This window comes from Phyllobacterium sp. 01N428 (assembly GCF_056399405.1).
This window is the reverse complement of the sequence record NZ_JBFTRH010000003.1, coordinates 266,255-284,909: the sequence shown is the minus strand read 5'-3', so window position 1 is coordinate 284,909 and position 18,655 is coordinate 266,255. Positions and strand designations below refer to the sequence as shown.

The 18,655-nt window shown below is 56.8% G+C and carries 14 protein-coding genes and 2 tRNA genes; 11 read left to right on the top strand and 5 right to left on the bottom strand.

All coding sequences use genetic code 11. The features are described 5' to 3' along the window. Positions 1-72: 72 nt before the first annotated feature. Positions 73-1,359 carry an O-acetylhomoserine aminocarboxypropyltransferase gene (locus AC1DNI_RS11415; RefSeq protein WP_477691918.1) on the top strand — a complete coding sequence of 429 codons (1,287 nt, stop codon included), beginning with the start codon at positions 73-75 and terminating at the stop codon, positions 1,357-1,359. Beyond that, a complete protein-coding gene (locus AC1DNI_RS11410; RefSeq protein WP_477691917.1) occupies positions 1,359-1,703 on the top strand; it encodes a cupin domain-containing protein in 345 nt (114 codons plus the stop codon). The genes AC1DNI_RS11415 and AC1DNI_RS11410 overlap by 1 nt, the downstream gene beginning before the upstream one ends. On the opposite strand, the gene AC1DNI_RS11405 is transcribed toward AC1DNI_RS11410, so the two are convergent. Next, on the bottom strand, positions 1,704-2,948 hold the full coding sequence (locus AC1DNI_RS11405; RefSeq protein WP_477691916.1) for a cytochrome P450: 1,245 nt from the start codon (positions 2,946-2,948) through the stop codon (positions 1,704-1,706). An 88-nt stretch (positions 2,949-3,036) separates the two neighbouring features. Between AC1DNI_RS11405 and AC1DNI_RS11400 the strand changes: the two genes are divergently transcribed. From AC1DNI_RS11400 to lon, 4 genes are all read left to right on the top strand, one after another. Continuing rightward, a complete protein-coding gene (locus AC1DNI_RS11400; protein WP_477691915.1) occupies positions 3,037-4,140 on the top strand; it encodes an NAD(P)/FAD-dependent oxidoreductase in 1,104 nt (367 codons plus the stop codon). Between the two features lie 130 nt (positions 4,141-4,270). Then, entirely contained in the window at positions 4,271-4,900 is a 630-nt protein-coding gene (locus AC1DNI_RS11395; RefSeq protein WP_477691914.1) for an ATP-dependent Clp protease proteolytic subunit, read from the top strand. A 209-nt stretch (positions 4,901-5,109) separates the two neighbouring features. Beyond that, positions 5,110-6,384 carry an ATP-dependent Clp protease ATP-binding subunit ClpX gene (gene clpX, locus AC1DNI_RS11390; protein WP_027232449.1) on the top strand — a complete coding sequence of 425 codons (1,275 nt, stop codon included), beginning with the start codon at positions 5,110-5,112 and terminating at the stop codon, positions 6,382-6,384. A 440-nt stretch (positions 6,385-6,824) separates the two neighbouring features. After that, positions 6,825-9,245: an endopeptidase La gene (lon, locus tag AC1DNI_RS11385; protein WP_027232450.1), complete on the top strand. Its 2,421-nt coding sequence runs from the start codon at positions 6,825-6,827 to the stop codon at positions 9,243-9,245. A 63-nt stretch (positions 9,246-9,308) separates the two neighbouring features. Here lon and AC1DNI_RS11380 read toward each other — a convergent pair whose 3' ends face one another. Then, the gene (locus AC1DNI_RS11380; RefSeq protein ID WP_477691913.1) at positions 9,309-9,911 is read right to left on the bottom strand and encodes a HupE/UreJ family protein; all 603 of its coding nucleotides are present in this window, start codon (positions 9,909-9,911) and stop codon (positions 9,309-9,311) included. 157 nt (positions 9,912-10,068) lie between these two features. Continuing rightward, positions 10,069-10,144, bottom strand: a tRNA-Val gene (locus AC1DNI_RS11375). Positions 10,145-10,332: 188 nt separating this feature from the next. Here AC1DNI_RS11375 and AC1DNI_RS11370 point away from each other — a divergent pair. After that, a tRNA-Asp gene (locus AC1DNI_RS11370) sits at positions 10,333-10,409 on the top strand. Positions 10,410-10,973: 564 nt separating this feature from the next. Next, positions 10,974-13,310, top strand: coding sequence for a hypothetical protein (locus AC1DNI_RS11365; RefSeq protein WP_477691912.1), 2,337 nt, complete (start codon positions 10,974-10,976; stop codon positions 13,308-13,310). A gap of 17 nt (positions 13,311-13,327) precedes the next feature. Here AC1DNI_RS11365 and AC1DNI_RS11360 read toward each other — a convergent pair whose 3' ends face one another. Next, a complete protein-coding gene (locus tag AC1DNI_RS11360; protein WP_091922519.1) occupies positions 13,328-13,999 on the bottom strand; it encodes a class I SAM-dependent methyltransferase in 672 nt (223 codons plus the stop codon). Positions 14,000-14,353: 354 nt separating this feature from the next. Next, positions 14,354-15,649 carry a glycosyltransferase gene (locus tag AC1DNI_RS11355; RefSeq protein ID WP_477691911.1) on the bottom strand — a complete coding sequence of 432 codons (1,296 nt, stop codon included), beginning with the start codon at positions 15,647-15,649 and terminating at the stop codon, positions 14,354-14,356. A 128-nt stretch (positions 15,650-15,777) separates the two neighbouring features. Between AC1DNI_RS11355 and AC1DNI_RS11350 the strand changes: the two genes are divergently transcribed. The 3 genes from AC1DNI_RS11350 (at position 15,778) to AC1DNI_RS11340 (ending at position 18,624) form a co-directional block, all read left to right on the top strand. Further along, entirely contained in the window at positions 15,778-16,458 is a 681-nt protein-coding gene (locus AC1DNI_RS11350; protein WP_477691910.1) for a hypothetical protein, read from the top strand. Between the two features lie 259 nt (positions 16,459-16,717). Beyond that, positions 16,718-17,752 (top strand): hypothetical protein, encoded by a 1,035-nt coding sequence (locus tag AC1DNI_RS11345; protein ID WP_477691981.1) that lies wholly within the window; start codon positions 16,718-16,720, stop codon positions 17,750-17,752. A gap of 290 nt (positions 17,753-18,042) precedes the next feature. Next, positions 18,043-18,624 (top strand): PE-PGRS family protein, encoded by a 582-nt coding sequence (locus AC1DNI_RS11340; RefSeq protein ID WP_091922523.1) that lies wholly within the window; start codon positions 18,043-18,045, stop codon positions 18,622-18,624. The last annotated feature ends 31 nt before the right edge of the window (positions 18,625-18,655 follow it).

The window sequence follows — 18,655 nt, the reverse complement described above, 5'->3', positions numbered from 1 at the left end:
TGCAAACATGCGCTGTTGGCTCCAGCGTCGTCATTCCATAATTTGCCCGATTATCCCGACAGGAGGAATACCATGGCGCATCGCGCACCCGGAATAGAAACACTTGCCGTTCACGCTGGCGCCAAGCCCGATCCTGCGACGGGCGCGCGCGCGACGCCGATCTATCAGACGACCGCGTTCGTCTTCGAAGATGCTGACCATGCAGCGTCGCTGTTCGGGCTGAAGGCTTTCGGCAATATCTACTCGCGCATTACCAACCCGACCAATGCGGTGCTGGAAGAACGGGTCGCAGCGCTGGAGGGGGGCACCGCCGCGCTGAGCGTCGCTTCCGGTCATGCGGCGCAGCTTCTGGTCTTCCACACTCTTCTTCAGCCGGGCGACAATTTCGTTGCGGCGAACAAGCTTTATGGCGGCTCGATTAACCAGTTCGGCCAATCTTTCAAATCGTTTGGCTGGCAAGTGCGCTGGGCGGAGGGCGACGATCCCGCCTCGTTTGAAGCGCAGATCGATGATCGTACGCGGGCGGTGTTCATCGAAAGCATCGCCAATCCGGGCGGGATTATTACGGATATTGCGGCCATCGCCGAGATAGCCCATTGCCGCGGCATCCCGCTCATCGTCGACAACACGCTCGCGTCGCCCTGGCTCATCCGGCCGATCGAGCATGGCGCCGATATCATTGTTCATTCCGCCACCAAGTTTCTCGGCGGCCATGGCAATTCCATGGGTGGGATCATCGTCGATTGCGGCACCTTCGACTGGTCGAAATCCGGCAATTATCCCCTGCTGTCGGAGCCGCGACCGGAATATAACGGCGCCGTCCTCCACGAAACCTTCGGCAATTTTGCCTTTGCCATCGCTTGCCGCGTTCTTGGCCTGCGCGACCTAGGTCCGGCGCTTTCGCCATTCAATGCGTTCCAGATCCTCACCGGCATTGAGACCTTGCCGCTGCGCATGCAGCGCCATGCCGAAAATGCCCTAACGGTCGCCACATGGTTGCAAAGGCAGGAGGGGGTTGCGTGGGTCAGCTATGCCGGGCTGCCCGAGGATGCCTATCACGCGTTGCAGCAGAAATATGCGCCGAAAGGCGCGGGTTCCGTTTTCACCTTCGGCCTGCGCGGCGGTTACGATGCCGGCGTCAAATTCGTCGAGGCGCTGCAACTCTTCTCGCACCTTGCCAATATTGGCGATACGCGATCGCTGGTCATCCATCCAGCGTCCACCACCCACCGCCAGCTAAGCGACGAACAGAAAGTCGCGGCGGGGGCCGGGCCCGACGTGGTACGACTTTCCATCGGCATTGAAAGCGTTGAAGATATCATCACCGATCTCGAACAGGCATTGAGCAAGGCAGGCTAATGGGGCATCTCGTTAAAATCGGCATTGACGGAATCGAGCCGGAAGTAGGTGCCCCTGCGGCGGACCGGGTGGTTTCGGGTAGTCCCCAATTCCGCACCTGGAACGCCGAGGAGGCGGATGGCGGGCTCTATGCCGGCATCTGGGAGGCGACGCCGGGCAAATGGCAGATCGTCTATGACGAGTGGGAGTTTTGCCACATCCTTTCAGGCCGCTCTATTGTCACCGAAGAAGGCGGCGACCCGCATCACCTCGGTGCCGGAGATAGCTTCGTGCTGCGCCCAGGATTTCGCGGAACGTGGGAAGTCCTGGAGACGACGCGCAAGGAATATGTGATCAGGCTTTGATTACCAGGAGACGTCGAGCCGTTCGAGGCCGTGGAAATGGTAGGTGTTGCGATAGCGCGGCACGTCGCAAAGCTTCAGATTGGGTAGCCGGTCGAAGAGCACCTTGAGCGCCACCTGCAGTTCAAGCCGCGCCAGCGGCGCGCCGATGCAAAAGTGGATGCCTGCGCCAAACGAGAGATTTTTCTGGTCCGTGCGGTCGGGCCGGAAAATCTCGGGCGATTGAAAGACCAGCGGGTCGCGGTTGGCAGCGCCGAGCATCAATCCGATTTGGTCGCCGGGCTTGAGCTTGATGCCATCCCCAAGATCGATCGACTCATAGGCATAGCGGGTAAACATGTGGAGCGGTGCGTCGTACCTGATGCATTCCTCCACGGTTTTGGCCGTGGTATCCGCATCGGCCAGAAGGCTTGCGGGATTTGTACCGCTTTCAAGGATGGTCTTAACCGCATTACCGGTCTGGTGCACTGTTGCCTCATGGCCGGCGTTGAGAAGCAGGATGGCCGTTGTGATGAGTTCGTCTTCCGTCAGCTTTGCGCCGTCTGCCTCCGCGGCAAGCAAGAGGCTCAACAGGTCGTCGGCGGGTTCTGACCGGCGCTTGCCGGCATAGTCGCGCAGAAATTGCGAGAATTCCGCCGCGGCGGCGTTCGCGCTTTCTTCCGACTGACGGGTTCGGCCATGCATGTACATCGCAACGATGCGGTGTGACCAATCCAGAAGTTGCGGCGCGGCTTGCGTCGGCACGCCAAGCATTTCCGCGATAACAGTCACGGGAATAGGCGTGGCAAATTCCGCGATCAGGTCGGCTTGGCCTCTTGGCTCGAACTTGTCGATCAGATCGTTTGCCAGCGCTTCGATGCGCGGGCGCAGCCGCTCGACCTGACGCGAAACGAATGCGCGATTGACCAGCGTGCGCAGCCGCGTGTGGACCGGTGGCTCGAGTTCAAGCATCGAGAACTTCTCGATGTGGTCGAAATCCGTCAGATGCGAGCGGTCGCCGGCTCTGCCTTGCGAATCGGCATCGCTGTGCCGCTTTTCCCGGCCGAAACGCCGATCACGCAACAGCCGGTTGACGGCGTCGTAGCCGATGAAGCACCAGAATCCGTAGTTTTCCCAGAAGAAACTGGAACCTGTCGCATGGAGGTGTGCATAGGTCGGGTAGGGGTCCTGAAAGAAGCTCGCGTCCAGCGGATCGAGCTGCAGATGGCGGCGTTCGGAATCGTGGCGAAACGATGCGGGGAGGGTCATTGGCATTTTCCATGCGTGATCAGGGGTTGAGCATTCACTACATATCGTTTCATATTTCCGCCCCCAAGACTGATACAGGAATCCCACCATGAAAATTACCATTGTCGGCGCTGGCATCGCCGGATTGTCGACGGCTTGGTCCCTGACCAAGGCCGGCCATCTGGTCACGCTCCTTGAACAGGGCCCGATCCCCAATCCGCTCGCCGCCTCGGGCGATCACCACCGCATCATACGGCGGGCCTATGGCAAGGCCGGCGGATATGCCGACGCCATCTCCGAGGCCTACGAGGCCTGGGACGAGCTTTGGCACGACATTGGGACGAGCCACCTTGATCCGCGCGGTTTCATTTGCGTATCGCGGGAGGCCGGCGATGACACGGATGAATATCGTGAAGGGCTCGAGCATGGAGGCTATCCGCTCGAAATCTATGAGCCCAGGGATGCCGTTCAGCGCTACGCCTATCTTGAGGAGGGCACTTTCCGCTACGCGTTCTTCTCGCCGGAGGGCGGCGCGCTTCATTGCCGAAAAATCGCAACGGATGTCGCGCACTGGCTGCGCGAAAAAGGCGCGAGGGTCGTGGAAAACGCCCGGGTCGTTTCGGTCGACACGGATTTGGCCACGGTGCGCCTCGCCGATGGCAAAGTTATCGAAGCGGATCGCGTCATCGTCACCGCAGGCGCCTGGGTCACCAAGCTCTTCCCCGAGATTGCGACAAACCTGACAACCTATCGCACTGCCGTTGTCTATCTCGACCCACCTGCGGACTTGCGAGCGGCCTGGGAGAATTCGCCCGTGGTCCTCGATGTTGGCGGGGGTACTGACGGCTACATCATACCGGCAAGCGGCGGGGGTGGTCTCAAATTCGGGACCGGGCTTCATAAGCGCAAAAGTCCCGACGCCGATCTCGACCGCGTGGCGGCGGAGGGCGAGGGCGAGGCCATACGCGCTCATTTCGCTCCGCCGATGAAGCGGCTTTCGGAGTACAGAGTTGTGGACGTGGTCACCTGCGCTTACACGTTTACCGCCGATGAGCGCTTCTTCGCTTCGGAAATCGGAAAATGCCTAATCGTTTCAGCCTGTTCCGGCCATGGCTACAAGTTTGGTGCGGCTGTCGGCAGGCGCGTCGCCCGCTCCCTCGACGATGGAAGCCTGCCCTCGCTGCAGCGCTGGCTGCGCGCGGAAGCGGCATGATCGCCGGCAACCCGCCCGGCATGGTCATGCGAGGATCTTGCGGAAACGGGTTGCGAAGCCCTATGTATCGAAAGTGTCATCCACGAATCTGGGGCATGCCCCATTATTCTCAAAACGCTGAGGCCCACCGATGAGAGATCCAATCGAAACAGCTATGAACCTCGTGCCTATGGTCGTCGAACAGACCAATCGGGGCGAGCGGGCCTATGATATTTTCTCGCGCCTGCTGAAAGAACGCATTATTTTCATTACCGGACCCATCGAGGACGGCATGGCGACGCTGATCTGCGCGCAGCTGCTTTTCCTTGAATCGGAAAATCCGAAAAAAGAAATCAACATGTATATCAACTCCCCGGGCGGCGTCGTCACCTCCGGCATGGCGATCTATGACACGATGCAGTTCATTCGCCCCGCCGTGGCAACGCTCTGCTTTGGTCAGGCCGCTTCGATGGGCTCGCTCCTGCTGACGGCCGGCGCAAGGGACATGCGCTTTGCCCTGCCGAATGCCCGCATCATGCTGCACCAGCCTTCGGGCGGCTTCCAGGGACAGGCCTCCGACATCGAGCGCCATGCCCAGGACATCATCAAGCTGAAGCGCCGCCTCAATGAAATCTACGTGAAGCACACGGGCCGCGATTATGAGACGATCGAGCGCACGCTCGACCGCGACCATTTCATGACGGCTCAGGAATCACTTGAATTCGGCTTGATCGACAAGGTGCTTGAGTCCCGCGAACTTCTGGAAGGCGAGATAAAGTAACCGGCTAAATCCCGCATCGGGGTCTGAAATGAACATTTTTTGACACCGATGCGGACTTTCTGCCACACAACCGGCTTGCATAGAGGCCAACAGACGTTACGTTAAGCCATTGTGAGTTAGGAAGCCCGATCTGCATACGTCTATATCACTTCCGTCGGTTGGAAGTGACGGTCCTGAGAGAGCGGGGCCGATACTGAAAGGAAACTGCAATGAGCAAAGTCAGCAACGGCGGCGGCGATTCCAAGAATACGCTTTATTGCTCGTTTTGCGGAAAGAGCCAGCACGAAGTTCGCAAGCTGATTGCGGGCCCGACTGTATTCATCTGCGATGAATGCGTCGAATTGTGCATGGACATCATCCGCGAGGAAAACAAATCCTCGATGGTGAAATCCCGCGAAGGCGTCCCGACGCCGCAGGAAATCATGGCTGTTCTCGATGATTATGTCATCGGCCAGAGCCATGCCAAGCGTGTTCTCTCTGTCGCTGTGCACAACCACTACAAGCGGTTGGCGCACGCATCGAAAAACAATGAAGTCGAACTGGCGAAGTCCAACATCCTCCTGGTTGGCCCGACCGGTTGCGGCAAGACCTATCTGGCTCAATCGCTTGCACGCATCATCGACGTGCCATTCACCATGGCGGACGCGACGACGCTGACGGAAGCGGGCTATGTCGGCGAGGATGTCGAGAACATCATCCTCAAGCTGCTGCAATCTGCCGACTATAATGTCGAGCGGGCGCAGCGCGGCATCGTCTATATCGACGAGGTCGACAAGATCAGCCGCAAGTCCGACAATCCGTCGATAACCCGCGACGTGTCGGGCGAGGGTGTGCAGCAAGCCTTGCTGAAGATCATGGAAGGTACGGTTGCTTCCGTCCCGCCGCAGGGCGGCCGTAAGCATCCGCAGCAGGAATTCCTGCAGGTCGACACGACGAACATCCTGTTCATCTGCGGCGGCGCCTTTGCTGGTCTCGACAAGATCATCTCGGCTCGCGGCGAAAAGACCTCCATCGGCTTCAGTGCCTCGGTCAAGGCTCCGGACGATCGTCGCGTCGGCGCGATCTTCCGCGAACTCGAGCCGGAGGACCTGTTGAAGTTTGGCCTCATTCCAGAATTCGTGGGCCGCTTGCCCGTCATCGCGACCCTCGAGGACCTCGATGAAGTCGCTCTGGTGCAGATTTTGTCTGAACCGAAGAACGCCCTGGTCAAGCAGTATCAGCGCCTGTTCGACATGGAAAACGTCGAATTGACGTTCCACGAGGACGCGTTGAAGGCGATTGCCAAGAAGGCAATTGCCCGCAAGACCGGCGCACGCGGCCTGCGTTCGATCATGGAGAAGATCCTGCTCGACACGATGTACGAATTGCCGACGCTCGACGGCGTCCAGGAAGTCGTCATCTCCGGCGATGTGGTGGAGGGCAATTCACGCCCGCTCTACATCTATGCCGAACGCAAGGAAGAGAAAGGCAATGTTTCCGCCTGATCGCGGAGAGATTCGCCGCCAAATGTGAAAAGCTCCGCACACCTGCGGAGCTTTTCTGTTTTATATGTCGGCTGAATTGCGCTAAAGGTTGCATGAGGTTTGGTTGACACCATCGAGCGCTGTTCGAAAGGCAATGAAGAACAGACGGCGTATGTGGATGATTTCCACGATAATCACACCGTCGCACCCTAATTGTTGCCTTGCGGAAGATTGCGCTCCGAAATTTGCAGGAGCAGGATAGATTACGATTCTGTGACTGTGCTTGGGGCCGGGATGCTTGAAACAGGCGGGCCGCCACTCCAAGTAATGAGGTAAGCCGCACAACCGGTAGTACGCCGCTCATGCTGATCCCCGAAAGTGGACGCTTTTTGGAATGATCATGCAACCCATGGGTACCCGGGCGTGGCGATCTGGCCAGATGGCCTGAGAAAGGACATGAAATGACGGTTGCAAGCAAGAAGACACCAGCGGGTGGCCAGAGCGGGCTTTATGCCGTTCTGCCGTTGCGCGATATCGTTGTCTTCCCCCACATGATCGTTCCACTCTTCGTCGGCCGCGAAAAGTCCATTCGTGCGCTTGAGGAAGTCATGGGCGTCGACAAGCAAATCCTGCTTGCCACACAGAAGAACGCTGCGGATGATGATCCGCAGGCAGACGCGATCTACACTGTTGGCACGATTGCCAACGTGCTGCAGCTTCTGAAACTGCCGGATGGCACAGTCAAGGTGCTCGTCGAGGGTATCGCCCGCGCCGAAATCACCGGTTTCAGCGATCGCGAGGAATATCACGAAGCCACTGCCGTAACGCTCGCAGAACCCGAGGAAGATCCTGTCGAGATCGAAGCGCTTGCGCGCTCGGTCGTCTCGGATTTCGAGAATTACGTCAAGCTCAACAAGAAGATTTCGCCGGAAGTCGTCGGCGCCGCCGGACAGATCGAGGATTACTCGAAGCTGGCCGATACGGTCGCCTCGCATCTAGCGATCAAGATTCCCGAAAAGCAGGACATGCTTTCCATTCTTTCGGTGCGCGCACGGCTCGAAAAAGCCATGTCGTTCATGGAATCGGAAATCTCCGTCCTGCAGGTGGAAAAGCGCATCCGCTCGCGTGTCAAGCGCCAGATGGAGAAGACCCAGCGCGAATACTACCTGAATGAGCAGATGAAGGCGATCCAGAAGGAACTCGGCGACGGCGAAGACGGCCGCGACGAGGCAGCCGAGCTGGAAGACCGGATCAAGAAGACCAAGCTTTCGAAGGAAGCGCGCGAGAAGGCCAATGCCGAGCTGAAGAAGCTGCGGCAGATGAGCCCGATGTCCGCCGAGGCGACCGTCGTACGCAACTATCTCGACTGGCTGCTGTCCATTCCGTGGGGCAAAAAGTCGAAGATCAAGAACGATCTCAACCTCGCCGACGAGATCCTCGATGCCGAGCATTACGGGCTCGACAAGGTCAAGGACCGTATCGTGGAGTACCTCGCCGTGCAGGCGCGCTCGACCAAGATCAAAGGTCCGATCCTTTGCCTCGTCGGTCCTCCCGGCGTCGGCAAGACCTCGCTTGCCCGCTCGATCGCCAAGGCGACGGGGCGTGAATATATCCGCATGTCGCTCGGCGGCGTGAGGGACGAGGCCGAGATCCGCGGTCACCGCCGTACCTATATCGGCTCGATGCCCGGCAAGGTCATCCAATCGATGAAGAAGGCCAAGAAGTCCAATCCGCTCTTCCTGCTCGACGAGATCGACAAGATGGGCCAGGACTTCCGCGGCGATCCGTCCTCTGCGCTGCTCGAAGTGCTCGATCCGGAACAGAACTCGACGTTCATGGATCACTATCTCGAGGTCGAGTACGACCTGTCGAATGTGATGTTCGTGACGACGGCCAATACGCTGAATATTCCAGGCCCCTTGATGGACCGCATGGAGATCATCCGTATTGCCGGCTACACGGAAGATGAGAAGCTGGAAATCGCCAAGCGGCACCTGTTGCCCAAGGCTATCCGCGATCATGCATTGCAGCCGAAGGAGTTCTCGGTTTCAGAGGGTGCGATCCGCGCCATCATCCGCAACTATACGCGGGAAGCCGGTGTGCGCAGTCTCGAACGTGAACTGATGAAGCTCGCCCGCAAGGCCGTCACCGAAATTCTGAAGACCAAGAAGAAGGCGGTGAAGGTTACGGAAAGCAACATCGATGACTATCTAGGCGTCGAGAAGTTCCGTTTCGGCCAGATCGACGGCGAAGACCAGGTCGGTGTCGTTACAGGTCTTGCCTGGACCGAGGTGGGCGGCGAATTGCTGACCATCGAAGGTGTCATGATGCCCGGCAAGGGCCGCATGACAGTGACGGGCAACCTGCGCGATGTGATGAAGGAATCGATTTCCGCAGCGGCTTCCTATGTCCGCTCGCGCGCGATTGATTTCGGCGTCGAGCCGCCGCTCTTCGATCGCCGCGACATCCACGTGCACGTGCCGGAAGGCGCAACGCCGAAGGATGGGCCCTCGGCAGGTATCGCGATGGTTACGGCCATCGTGTCGATACTGACGGGCATTCCGGTTCGCAAGGATATCGCCATGACCGGCGAGATCACGTTGCGCGGCAGGGTCCTGCCGATCGGTGGCCTCAAGGAGAAGCTGCTTGCCGCGCTGCGCGGTGGCATAAAGACTGTTCTGATCCCGCAGGATAACGCCAAGGACCTGGTGGAAATACCTGACAATGTGAAGAACGGCCTCGAGATCATTCCGGTCTCGCATGCCAACGAGGTGATCAAGCACGCGCTGATCCGTCAGCCGGAGCGGATCGAGTGGACCGAGCCTGCACATGTGCCGGCCGCGCCTGTAGAGGATGAAACGGCAGCGCAGGTCGCTCACTAGGCGAACGCATAAACAAAAGGCCGGGCAAGCAATTGCCCGGCCTTTTTGATTCGGCGCTTGAATTCAGATAGCGCCGCCGAGAATGCCGAAGCCCGTGGCAGCGGCGATCGCTCCGGCGATGCGCATCAGATTGGGACCGAAGCGCTCGCCAAGTTTGGCAACCCCGACACCGATGGTGATGCCTGCAAGGTGAAGCAGGGCGGTGGCGGCGATGAATCCGGCGCCGTAGGCGTACCCGGCAACATCCATCGGCATCTCCGCGCCATGCGCATGGCCGTGGAAGGTGGCAAACAACCCTGCGAGGGCAACGGCAACGGCGACCGGCGGCTTGACCTCAAACGCAACCGCGGCGCCGAGCACGATTACCGATGCTGCGATGCCGACCTCGACGAACGGCATGCCAAGGCCCGCAAAGCCCAGCGCAGCGCCGGCGCTCATCATGCCGATAAAGGCAAGGGGCAGGAGCCACAAGGCACGCCCGCCCATCTGTACGGCGAGGATGCCGACAAGCACCATGGCAAGGATATGGTCGAGACCGGTTAAAGGATGGGCGAATCCATGCGTAAATCCGCCTGTATCGCCGAGGCCCACATGGGCATGGGCAAGGGACGGTAAGAGGCTGGCGGCGAGGGCAATGGCGATTCTGAAGGTGCGAAGGGCTGGCATGTTCTGTTCCCGTGTTTCAGCGTTCTTGGAAGGAGGCTGAAGCCATTGTTGCCGCAGATGGGCCGCGAGAGAAAGAGGAAATGCTGGCAGCGGCATAAAATCAGCGGTCATCGCTGTCGCGATCGCCTGCCTCTCAGATACGCTTTGGGAGATGGAATGGTGGGCGATGAGAGACTCGAACTCCCGACATCTTCGGTGTAAACGAAGCGCTCTACCAACTGAGCTAATCGCCCTACTCAAAGGGTATGGACGGAGCGTTTATGCGTTTAGCGCAATATTGGCAAGAGGGTTGCGACACTTTTATGATTTCCGCGAAGAGTTTTTCACATTCGCATTTTTCCTGTCCGGTTGTGCTTGACACACCCCCGCGAACCCCTTAAACGACCGCTCACGCCGGACGAAATGTTCGGCACGAAAGTGCGCGGGTGTAGCTCAGTTGGTTAGAGTGCCGGCCTGTCACGCCGGAGGTCGCGGGTTCGAGCCCCGTCACTCGCGCCACTTTTCTCTCAGATAAATCAGTTAAATAGCTTGCCGCTGGAAGAGCGGCGCTCTCGCGAGTTTCAACTGTTATTTACCCACGAGTTTCAACTTTTTGATCTCATTCTGTTCTAATGCCTTTTTGCTGCGTCCAATCTTGCGTGACTCTTCCGCTGCTTGCCGTCAGGTTGACCGCATATAGGTTTTTTGCAGCGTCTTGTTCTGATCGATGCTGTGGCCCATTTTCGCAGCTATACATGAGCGTAAAAAAACAATCCTCCACTTTGGTAAGACGTCGTATCGGTGACCCGGCAATTGAGAAGTTGGGAGAAGGCAGGAACTGAGCATTCTCGCTTCATTGCCATTTCGGATGATCGTACGAATGAAGGAACAGATCGCGGTAGCGGCCAGTTCACGCCATGGAATGGCATCAGGCGCAAGCTGGCGAATTTCGGTAAATCAAGCCGTTGCCCGCAGAGGGGGCTTGGAAAGTCGCTAGGCACCCAGTTTCATAAAATCATAAATTGCTCAGAATCACGATCTGGTATAGCTCGTTCTCGAAGATTTGGTTGTTTTGGGTGATGAATGGTACGGGTCGGGTATTGGGTGAGGGTGGTTGCAACTGCCGTTTTTGGAGTGTGGCTTTCATACGTCATCCGACTAAAGTTCACACCTATCGCCGATGGTTTAGATCCCAGTTGGGTAGCGGGGGTTTCCGAGGCACAATCAGGTGGGCTGCAGTTCGGCCCTGAAATTCGCTTTACGGTCGGCCCATATCTGAACGTCCTCTATAAATATTACCAGGGGGACTTTTCAATCGCCGTGTTCACGGGTTCGGTGATTCTGATTGCATATGGTGTTCTCACTTCGTTCAAGTTGTTCACCAAGGATGCTGTTTATACGACGATTTTTATCGTCGCAGCTCTGATGAGCACCGTTTTTTTCGCGGATTCCTTACTCGGTATACTGCCGCTATTCGCTGTGTACGTAATGGGGAGAGACAACAAGCCTAACACTTTGTTCATTGCAGCATCGGCCACCGCATTTTCGATTATAGCTCTGACAAAATTTTCTGCCTTACCTGTCATAATTGTGGCCTCGCTATTAATCGACCTCATTAGGCTTTCTCGCCGTCAAGCTCCCATCTGTTCAGTTTTATTTCTTGTGGCTTTGGTCCTGGCCATGTTCCTCGCGGGGATGCAAATTGGCAGTCTCCCGGATTACATGGTGTCCGGCTTGGATATGTCGGCCACTTACGCTGACTCAATGAGTCTACCGGGCTCTGTCAGGGAGATATGGATTTGGCTCGTCCTAGCCGTTTCGGGAGCAACTATTTTCGCCCTGGACCAACTGTTTAGGCTAAGGCCCTTCACGATTGGGAAGTTCATCCAAGTGTCGAGCGGCCCGGTTTTGCTCTTCATTATTTTACTTCTCTCATTGAAGCACGGGTTTGTCAGGCACGATCTGCATTCGCTTATTGCATGGTCAGCGCTGATCTTGAGCATTGGCGGCGCCATTTTTGTGGCCAATTCCAACGTCAGCAAAATTGCCTTGGCAGGTATCGTTCTATGTTCGATCGTGTGGACGCACACCTATGCAAACTTTGACGCTATCCGCGACCGATGGTCGATCCCGAGCATTCCAACCCGCCTATCTGCAGGCTTATCGGAAGTTGGCGAGATTGGAAGATTTCTGCGGAATCCCGCTCGATGGGCAGACGATAATGCGGAGGCACAGTCATCCGCAAAGGCGCGGATAAACGCAGCGAAGCCGTTGCCTTTGGTTGAGGGGACGGTCGATGTCATACCCAATATCCAATCTCGCGTGATCGCATCGGGTATGCAATACACGCCCAGGCCGACCATCCAGGAATATGCCACGTACTCGACGGCATTGATCGAGGCAAATCGCGAATTTTTCAAGTCGATGAGAGCACCTCGTACAGTTCTTTTTGGGATCGATCCGATCGATCAACGGCTCCCAGCTTTTACTGAAGGAGCGCTTTGGCCTTTGTTTTTGGAAAAATATGAGCCGACAGAAGAAAAAGACGGCCTCGTGGTTCTAAGGCAACGCGCGCAAGCCTTGCCGGAACTTACCGGGGCATTCAGTATGGCAACGGGTCGCATTGGCGAAAAGATAGACCTTCCTAAGGATGACTCCGTTGTTTTCGCGAAAATTGAAATCAGGCATACCCTCATTGGACGAATAATAAGATTATTATTCAAGACACCTGAGTTGCACATAAAACTGTACTATGCAGATCGTGAACCAGAAGTTTTTCGGTTTATTCCGGGTATAGCGGAAAACGGCTTTATTCTATCGCCAGTTATTAAGTCGGTTGGAGAATTTGTTGACATAGCGACAGGGGTGGAAAACCCTATTGGCTCTAACCGCCCGGTAAGCTTTGAGATTCTCCGTCCAAATTGGCTTGGCAGATCCTACGAACCGGAAATCAAGGTTCAATACGCTAAACTCGACGCCCATCCTTTGGCTGTCGCGTCAACCACGAATGCTTTTTTGAAGGCCAGAATCAAGGAAACTGATTGGCTACGCAATGTTACGCAGCAGAATGTCTTGAAGCCGCCTATGCTCGACATAGTGGACAGAAAGTTGTTCGCCCACAGCCCAACTGAAGTAAAAATAGATGTATCGGGTCACAAAGTGCTTAATGTTAAATTTGGCATGCGGGATGGGTCGTGGCAGCAGGGCACCACAACCGGAGTATGTTTTGTGGCTGAAAGTTCTGGTTCCACCCCCTTATTCAAACGGTGTCTCACGCCTCTTTCAGAAGAGCAGGATCGCGGAGAGCACGCCGCGAGCATCGAACTGCCCGAAGGCACACAATCAGTGAAGCTGCGTACCGAATGCGTCGCGGCGTGTGACTGGGGATGGTCTTACTGGTCGCTTATCGATGCCCAATAGAGCATCGACAAGATTGGTCAGGGCTTCTCGGCAACTACAAGAAATTGCTTTCCAAAGAAACGCCAGAAGAAAGGCATACGCAGGTATGCTTTTATAAGCAGGTCGTGCGTAGGCTGCTTGTTTGCCATTGTGAATGGTAGAAAGCGATCTGTCACCGAAACGACCTTATAACCGTTCATCGCGAGGCCTTCCGCCAGGGACACATCGGAGAGAGGCAGATAGTGATCGTAAAAGTCCCAGTACTCTTTGTAAGCGTAGCGAATATTGGGGCCCATAATGATGAATCGCCCTCCGGGTTTTAGAACCCGCAGAATTTCTTTGAGGACAGCGTCACAAACCTTTTTGTCCGGAAGGTGCTCAAGAAAATTTGACGTAAATGCGCGATCAAGCGAGTCGCTTGGCAAGTGGCCAAGATCATCAGCCATTGATGGCGTGAAGGATACCGTGGGAAGAAGGTGCTCCGCCGCATCCGGATTGAGATCAACCGCGTATTTTTCCCGAACGTTGATGTTGTTGATGAACTCGCCATATCCGCAAGCAAGATCGAGGATAGACCCATCCGCAACCACGAGATCGTTGAAATACGAGCTGCAAAGCGTTTTCCATACCCGGTCCCGTTTCGCGAGGCCAGTTTCTATGAAGCGCTTCTTGTAAATCTCTGTGACGTTGGCTGCAGACTCTAAGGCCATTCGATGTCCCCTATTTTCATTGACCGTAGCCTAGTCGATGAAGCGTCAGATCACAACCTCAGGTGGCCAGTCGCATCGCCACCTTTCCTCGAGAGCGAAGGAATTTGTCTGGATGAGGAAGGCGATTGGCATTCGACGCCAGCGGCCCAGGAAATACGTTGTCATCCGTAATATGCTCGGCGCCCAGTGCTGAATGGAATCGATTAGCGCAGACAAGATGAAATCGAATAACGCCGGTGGGGAGGAGACAACCTTTTGCCAAGTCTGAAACTTGCGATTGGGGTCTGGCCTCTACAGCGCTCGCTCCCGCAGACGTCCGCCTTTGCCAACAACGGTCATCGCGGTCTATCGGCATCATCGCCTTGCGAAACGCGCGCGCAAATTCGCACGGGCGCGCCTGAGCCATAACGGGACTACCGCTCGGAACATGGTTCGGAGTTTCTCCAGAAAGTCCGCTGAGGCTGATACGTCGCGTTGCATTTCACAGATCTGCTCGCCTATCAGCGCAGTTCGCGTATCCATCAGGGATGCGCTGGCGTTTTGACGCTCCGATAGCGAGACCATGTGAGCAAGAAGCTCCACCTTCGTCTGGTGAAGCATGTCGCCGATGGACTTGTGTTCGGGCATCCACTGCATTTCCGAGGCAATCCGATACCACAACCGCTTTTCCGCGGTGACAGCGAGCTCCTGTGCCCAGCGTCCGTTTGCGAGGCCAAGTTCATTGGCGTCGGCCGGGACTGCCTTGATGGCCTTTCGATAAATCTTTTCATACGCCGCAACATAGTAATCTGCCGGCGCCTCCCGCCGCAGATAGTCGGTTACAAGCGCAGCGTCGCTGGCATCATATTGATCGATCGCATCCTTCAACAATGCGACGGTGGTCGGTCGAGCCAGCAGGCGAACACCAAAATTATGCTTCCGCCACGTCTTTACGGTGCGCGAGGTCAGAAGCCCGGCGAACCCGCGCGCGTCGCACACAACCACCGAGCACCCGACGAATGCTGCTTCGAGCGCCATTCGCGCCGTAGCAAACACGATGTCATATCTGGGCAACTCCAGTTCGAGCTGGTCGGAAAAGGTGGCTGTTCCGGGGCCGAGTTCATCCAGTTCAATCTCGCTTTCCCGGCAGGCGGTTCGAACAATTTCAGCGTGGAAGCTTTGTTTTGTCAGCAAAAGCGCCTTTGCCGGACTGTCAGGCAGCCTCGATCGTGCAGCAAAGCGGGAAGCATCCACAGCATTCCCGATCACACTCAACATATCGGCCGGGATGCCGCATGCGAGGCACTTGTCCCGGCAAGCTTCGTCGACGGCAACATAATGTTTGATCTGCGGGTGGAGCAATGGAGCCTCGAGCGCGAACACCGAACTGTGGCAAGTGTAAACGACAGGGACGTGCGGAAATCGAGCCATCGCTATGAAACATGGCGAAATATGGTGGGCGTGTATTACATCGGGGAGATAGGGAATTTGGTCGATTTCACTATAAACGCGATGGCCATTGTGAATCATGCCCTGCGCTTCGCCACGCAGGGTCGGCGCAAAGATCATCACGTCATGCCCGGCAATCCGTAGCGCATCCGCGAGGAGCTCGACGACACTTTCACTGCCGGAACGTGTTCCAAAGAGGAAGTTGGTAATTAATACCCGCACTTTTGTTTTGCCCCGGTGCATTTAGTTACAGGGCGTGGTTTATTCTGCGCATGGTAAATATACAAACTCAAAATATCCTGATTCTTGCTCACCCCGGTCACGAACTGCGAATACATCACTGGTTGGAGTTGAACAAACCGCGCGTCTATTTCTTGACCGACGGTTCGGGCGGCAGGGAGGTATCGCGCACCCATTGTTCCCGGACCATCGTCGAGGCAACCGGCAGCACTTGCGGGGCTGTCTTCGGTGAGATTGCCGACAAAACATGGTATTCAGCGTTTCGCGATCAGAATATATCATTCTTCCGATCCGTCCTGGATCGCATTGAACGCGATATTCCGCATGCCAGGACCATTCGCATTGTTGCTGACGCCGTCGACGGCTACAATCCCGTCCATGATCTGGCATCGGCAATGGGCCTGGCGCTGCAAAAGAAATTGACCCAGCGCGGGGTGAAGGCACGTTTGGCCTTTTCGGCCGCAGTGCCGAGCGCGAGGGGCGACCTCGTCGAAGAAATCAGCCTGGATGAAGCGGCCCGTGCGAGGAAATTGCAGGCCGTAAAGGAATACACGCCTCTGGCGGAGGAAGTGCAGCGTATCTTGGAGCAAGATGCAACCGCGCTCGACCGGGAGTATATTATTGATCAGAATACCGACTGGCGCGGCTTTGCCACTCCGACGTGGGAATCGATCGGGCGCGAACGGGTATTGGCCGGAACCTATGAATCATGCCTGACAGTGGAGGAGCATTTCCAGCCGGTGGTGCAATCGCTCCTGCACGATCTAGCCCACTTTGAACAGGCCGACTGATGGGCACGCACCTCGGGCCGGTCGGGCCCGCGGAGTTGAAGGCCGGGGGATATAGCCAAATGGCTATTCCTACGCCCAAACGGCTGTAGACGAATTGCAGGCTCTTCTTTTTCGCCGTTCGCCTTCACAATAGCGGACAATAAGAACCATGCGCCCGCATGTTTTGTCGGGACCGTGCGTGTAAGCGGAGTGGAGAGACGTCATGGCGGATAATCGGCCCGTAGCAGAAGAAGCGCTCAATCCGAGCGTCAATCAAAGCATGATCCCGGGTTCCGCTTCGGGGCATCTGGCGCTCGTGCCGACATGGCTTCCGCTTGAAGTTCTTCCGAGCAGTTCCGCCGGCAGCGGTGGCGATGGAATCGCCATCGGGCTAATATCGGCCGATCCGCTCGCGATCTTTACGCCTTCCAACGCTGCCATCGCTGGCCCTCATTCCTCGGCTGACGCCAATCAGGGTAACAATGCGCTGATGAATCAGCACGTTACCGAAATGGCTGGCATGGGCGGAGACGGTGGCAGCGGCAATGTTGTTTTGAATGGCGGGGGCGGCGATACCGTGAACCACGCCGGGACTGGCGGTAACGGTATTTTCTACGGCGGCATGGTCAGCTCTGACGTCGGGGTCTTTGCTCCCGTCAATACGGCCGTATCCTGGGGTTCAGGTTCGCATGCGACGGCCCATCAGGACAACAATGCCCTCTTCTTGCAGGGCGCGACCCAGATCGGTGGCATCGGCGGTGATGGCGGCGACCACAATGGTGCCATCACCAACTCGCCTGGGGGCGCTGGAACGGCGCTCACCTATAGCGGCGATCTTTATGCCGGGCACGGTGGCAACGGGTACTTCATCGGCAGCATGATCGATGTGAACGTTGCTATCTTTTCGCCGATCAACATCGCCGTTGGCGCAGCTGGCGGATCGGCCGAAGCTCACCAGACCAACAATGTTGTTTTTGATCAGGGTGCCGTGCAAATCGCCGGCATTGGCGGAGACGGTGGCGGCTTCAATTTAAGTTCAGATACGATCTTCACCGGTTCCGGCATGGGCTCGGGAGGCGGCGGAGGCTCCGGTTATTCGAACGGCAGCATCGTCGATGTCAATGTCGGCTATTTCCATCCTGTCAATATTGCCGTTCCGGCGGGCGGCACCGCGGACGCCCAACAGATCGACCACGTGCTCTATGACCAGCATGCGCTACAGATGGCGGGCATCGGCGGGCATGGCGGCGAGGGTAACCTGACGGTCGATCACGCCTCACTCGTGGACGACATCATGTCGTTCTTGCACGCTTAAAGTGCGCTAGCCCACAAAGCAAACAGGGTTTTTTCTGCAGACGGCGGCCATTGCGCCCGCCGTCTGCAGGTCGTTTTGGCTGAACGGCAGGATACATCCATTTGTCCGTTCCCGGACTACATACCACTCTTCGAAGCCACCCCGCCCAAAGGAACATCCCCGAATATCTAGCTAGTTCGCCGCCCCGAACGCGAGCACTCTTATGGGGCGGTTATCTTGCCTGGCGGAGACTGCTGGGTACCGGGCCGTGGGAGAAACACGGACAAAAACTAAAGTAGAGGAGTAAAATTATGCCTATTCCACAATTGTCTGACACCATCCAGCTCAATCATTCCGATGCAGGCGACGCCAATGCCGGCAATGGCGGCGATGGATACAATGAGGGCACGATCAACTTCAGCCCTACAGCCTATTTTGAAGCCTCACAGACTGTCGAAGGCGCACATACCAAATTGTACAACGGCGATGATGTCTGGCAGAAGGCGGATTGGGAAGCTGGTGGCGGCGGGCAGGGCGGTAACGCTTCGGCCCATGATGGCTTCCTGGCAGCGATCACCAATCTCGGTGCTGGCGGTGCAGGCGGCGACGCAACATCGAACGGCAGCCAGTCCAACAACAGCGGCGGCGACGTTGCAGCGGTTTCTGCTGCCACGACCGGCAACCAGCTGAACGAACTTGCAGCTGATCAGCACGCCACGATCCTTGCTGGCGTCGGCGGCAATGGCGGTAACGGCAACAATGCACTCGGCGGCGATATTTCCGCAGCCGTTGTTCACACGGATCCTGAAACCACAACGACGACGGTCAACAATGCGCTTGATCATTTCGTCAACGTGCTCGGCTCGATCGACCTGCACGATCTGGGATCATAAGCAGACCCCAGGAGGATCGCCGGTATATCCG

Excerpts from the sequence above, each read along its gene's own strand:
- AC1DNI_RS11415 (WP_477691918.1), top strand. The coding sequence starts at position 73 with ATGGCGCATCGCGCACCCGGAATAGAAACACTTGCCGTTCACGCTGGC.
- AC1DNI_RS11340 (WP_091922523.1), top strand. The coding sequence starts at position 18,043 with ATGCCTATTCCACAATTGTCTGACACCATCCAGCTCAATCATTCCGAT.
- AC1DNI_RS11410 (WP_477691917.1), top strand. The coding sequence starts at position 1,359 with ATGGGGCATCTCGTTAAAATCGGCATTGACGGAATCGAGCCGGAAGTA.
- AC1DNI_RS11400 (WP_477691915.1), top strand. The coding sequence starts at position 3,037 with ATGAAAATTACCATTGTCGGCGCTGGCATCGCCGGATTGTCGACGGCT.
- AC1DNI_RS11380 (WP_477691913.1), bottom strand. The coding sequence starts at position 9,911 with ATGCCAGCCCTTCGCACCTTCAGAATCGCCATTGCCCTCGCCGCCAGC.
- AC1DNI_RS11360 (WP_091922519.1), bottom strand. The coding sequence starts at position 13,999 with ATGGCCTTAGAGTCTGCAGCCAACGTCACAGAGATTTACAAGAAGCGC.
- AC1DNI_RS11345 (WP_477691981.1), top strand. The coding sequence starts at position 16,718 with ATGATCCCGGGTTCCGCTTCGGGGCATCTGGCGCTCGTGCCGACATGG.
- AC1DNI_RS11405 (WP_477691916.1), bottom strand. The coding sequence starts at position 2,948 with ATGACCCTCCCCGCATCGTTTCGCCACGATTCCGAACGCCGCCATCTG.
- AC1DNI_RS11365 (WP_477691912.1), top strand. The coding sequence starts at position 10,974 with ATGGTACGGGTCGGGTATTGGGTGAGGGTGGTTGCAACTGCCGTTTTT.
- AC1DNI_RS11395 (WP_477691914.1), top strand. The coding sequence starts at position 4,271 with ATGAGAGATCCAATCGAAACAGCTATGAACCTCGTGCCTATGGTCGTC.
- clpX (WP_027232449.1), top strand. The coding sequence starts at position 5,110 with ATGAGCAAAGTCAGCAACGGCGGCGGCGATTCCAAGAATACGCTTTAT.
- lon (WP_027232450.1), top strand. The coding sequence starts at position 6,825 with ATGACGGTTGCAAGCAAGAAGACACCAGCGGGTGGCCAGAGCGGGCTT.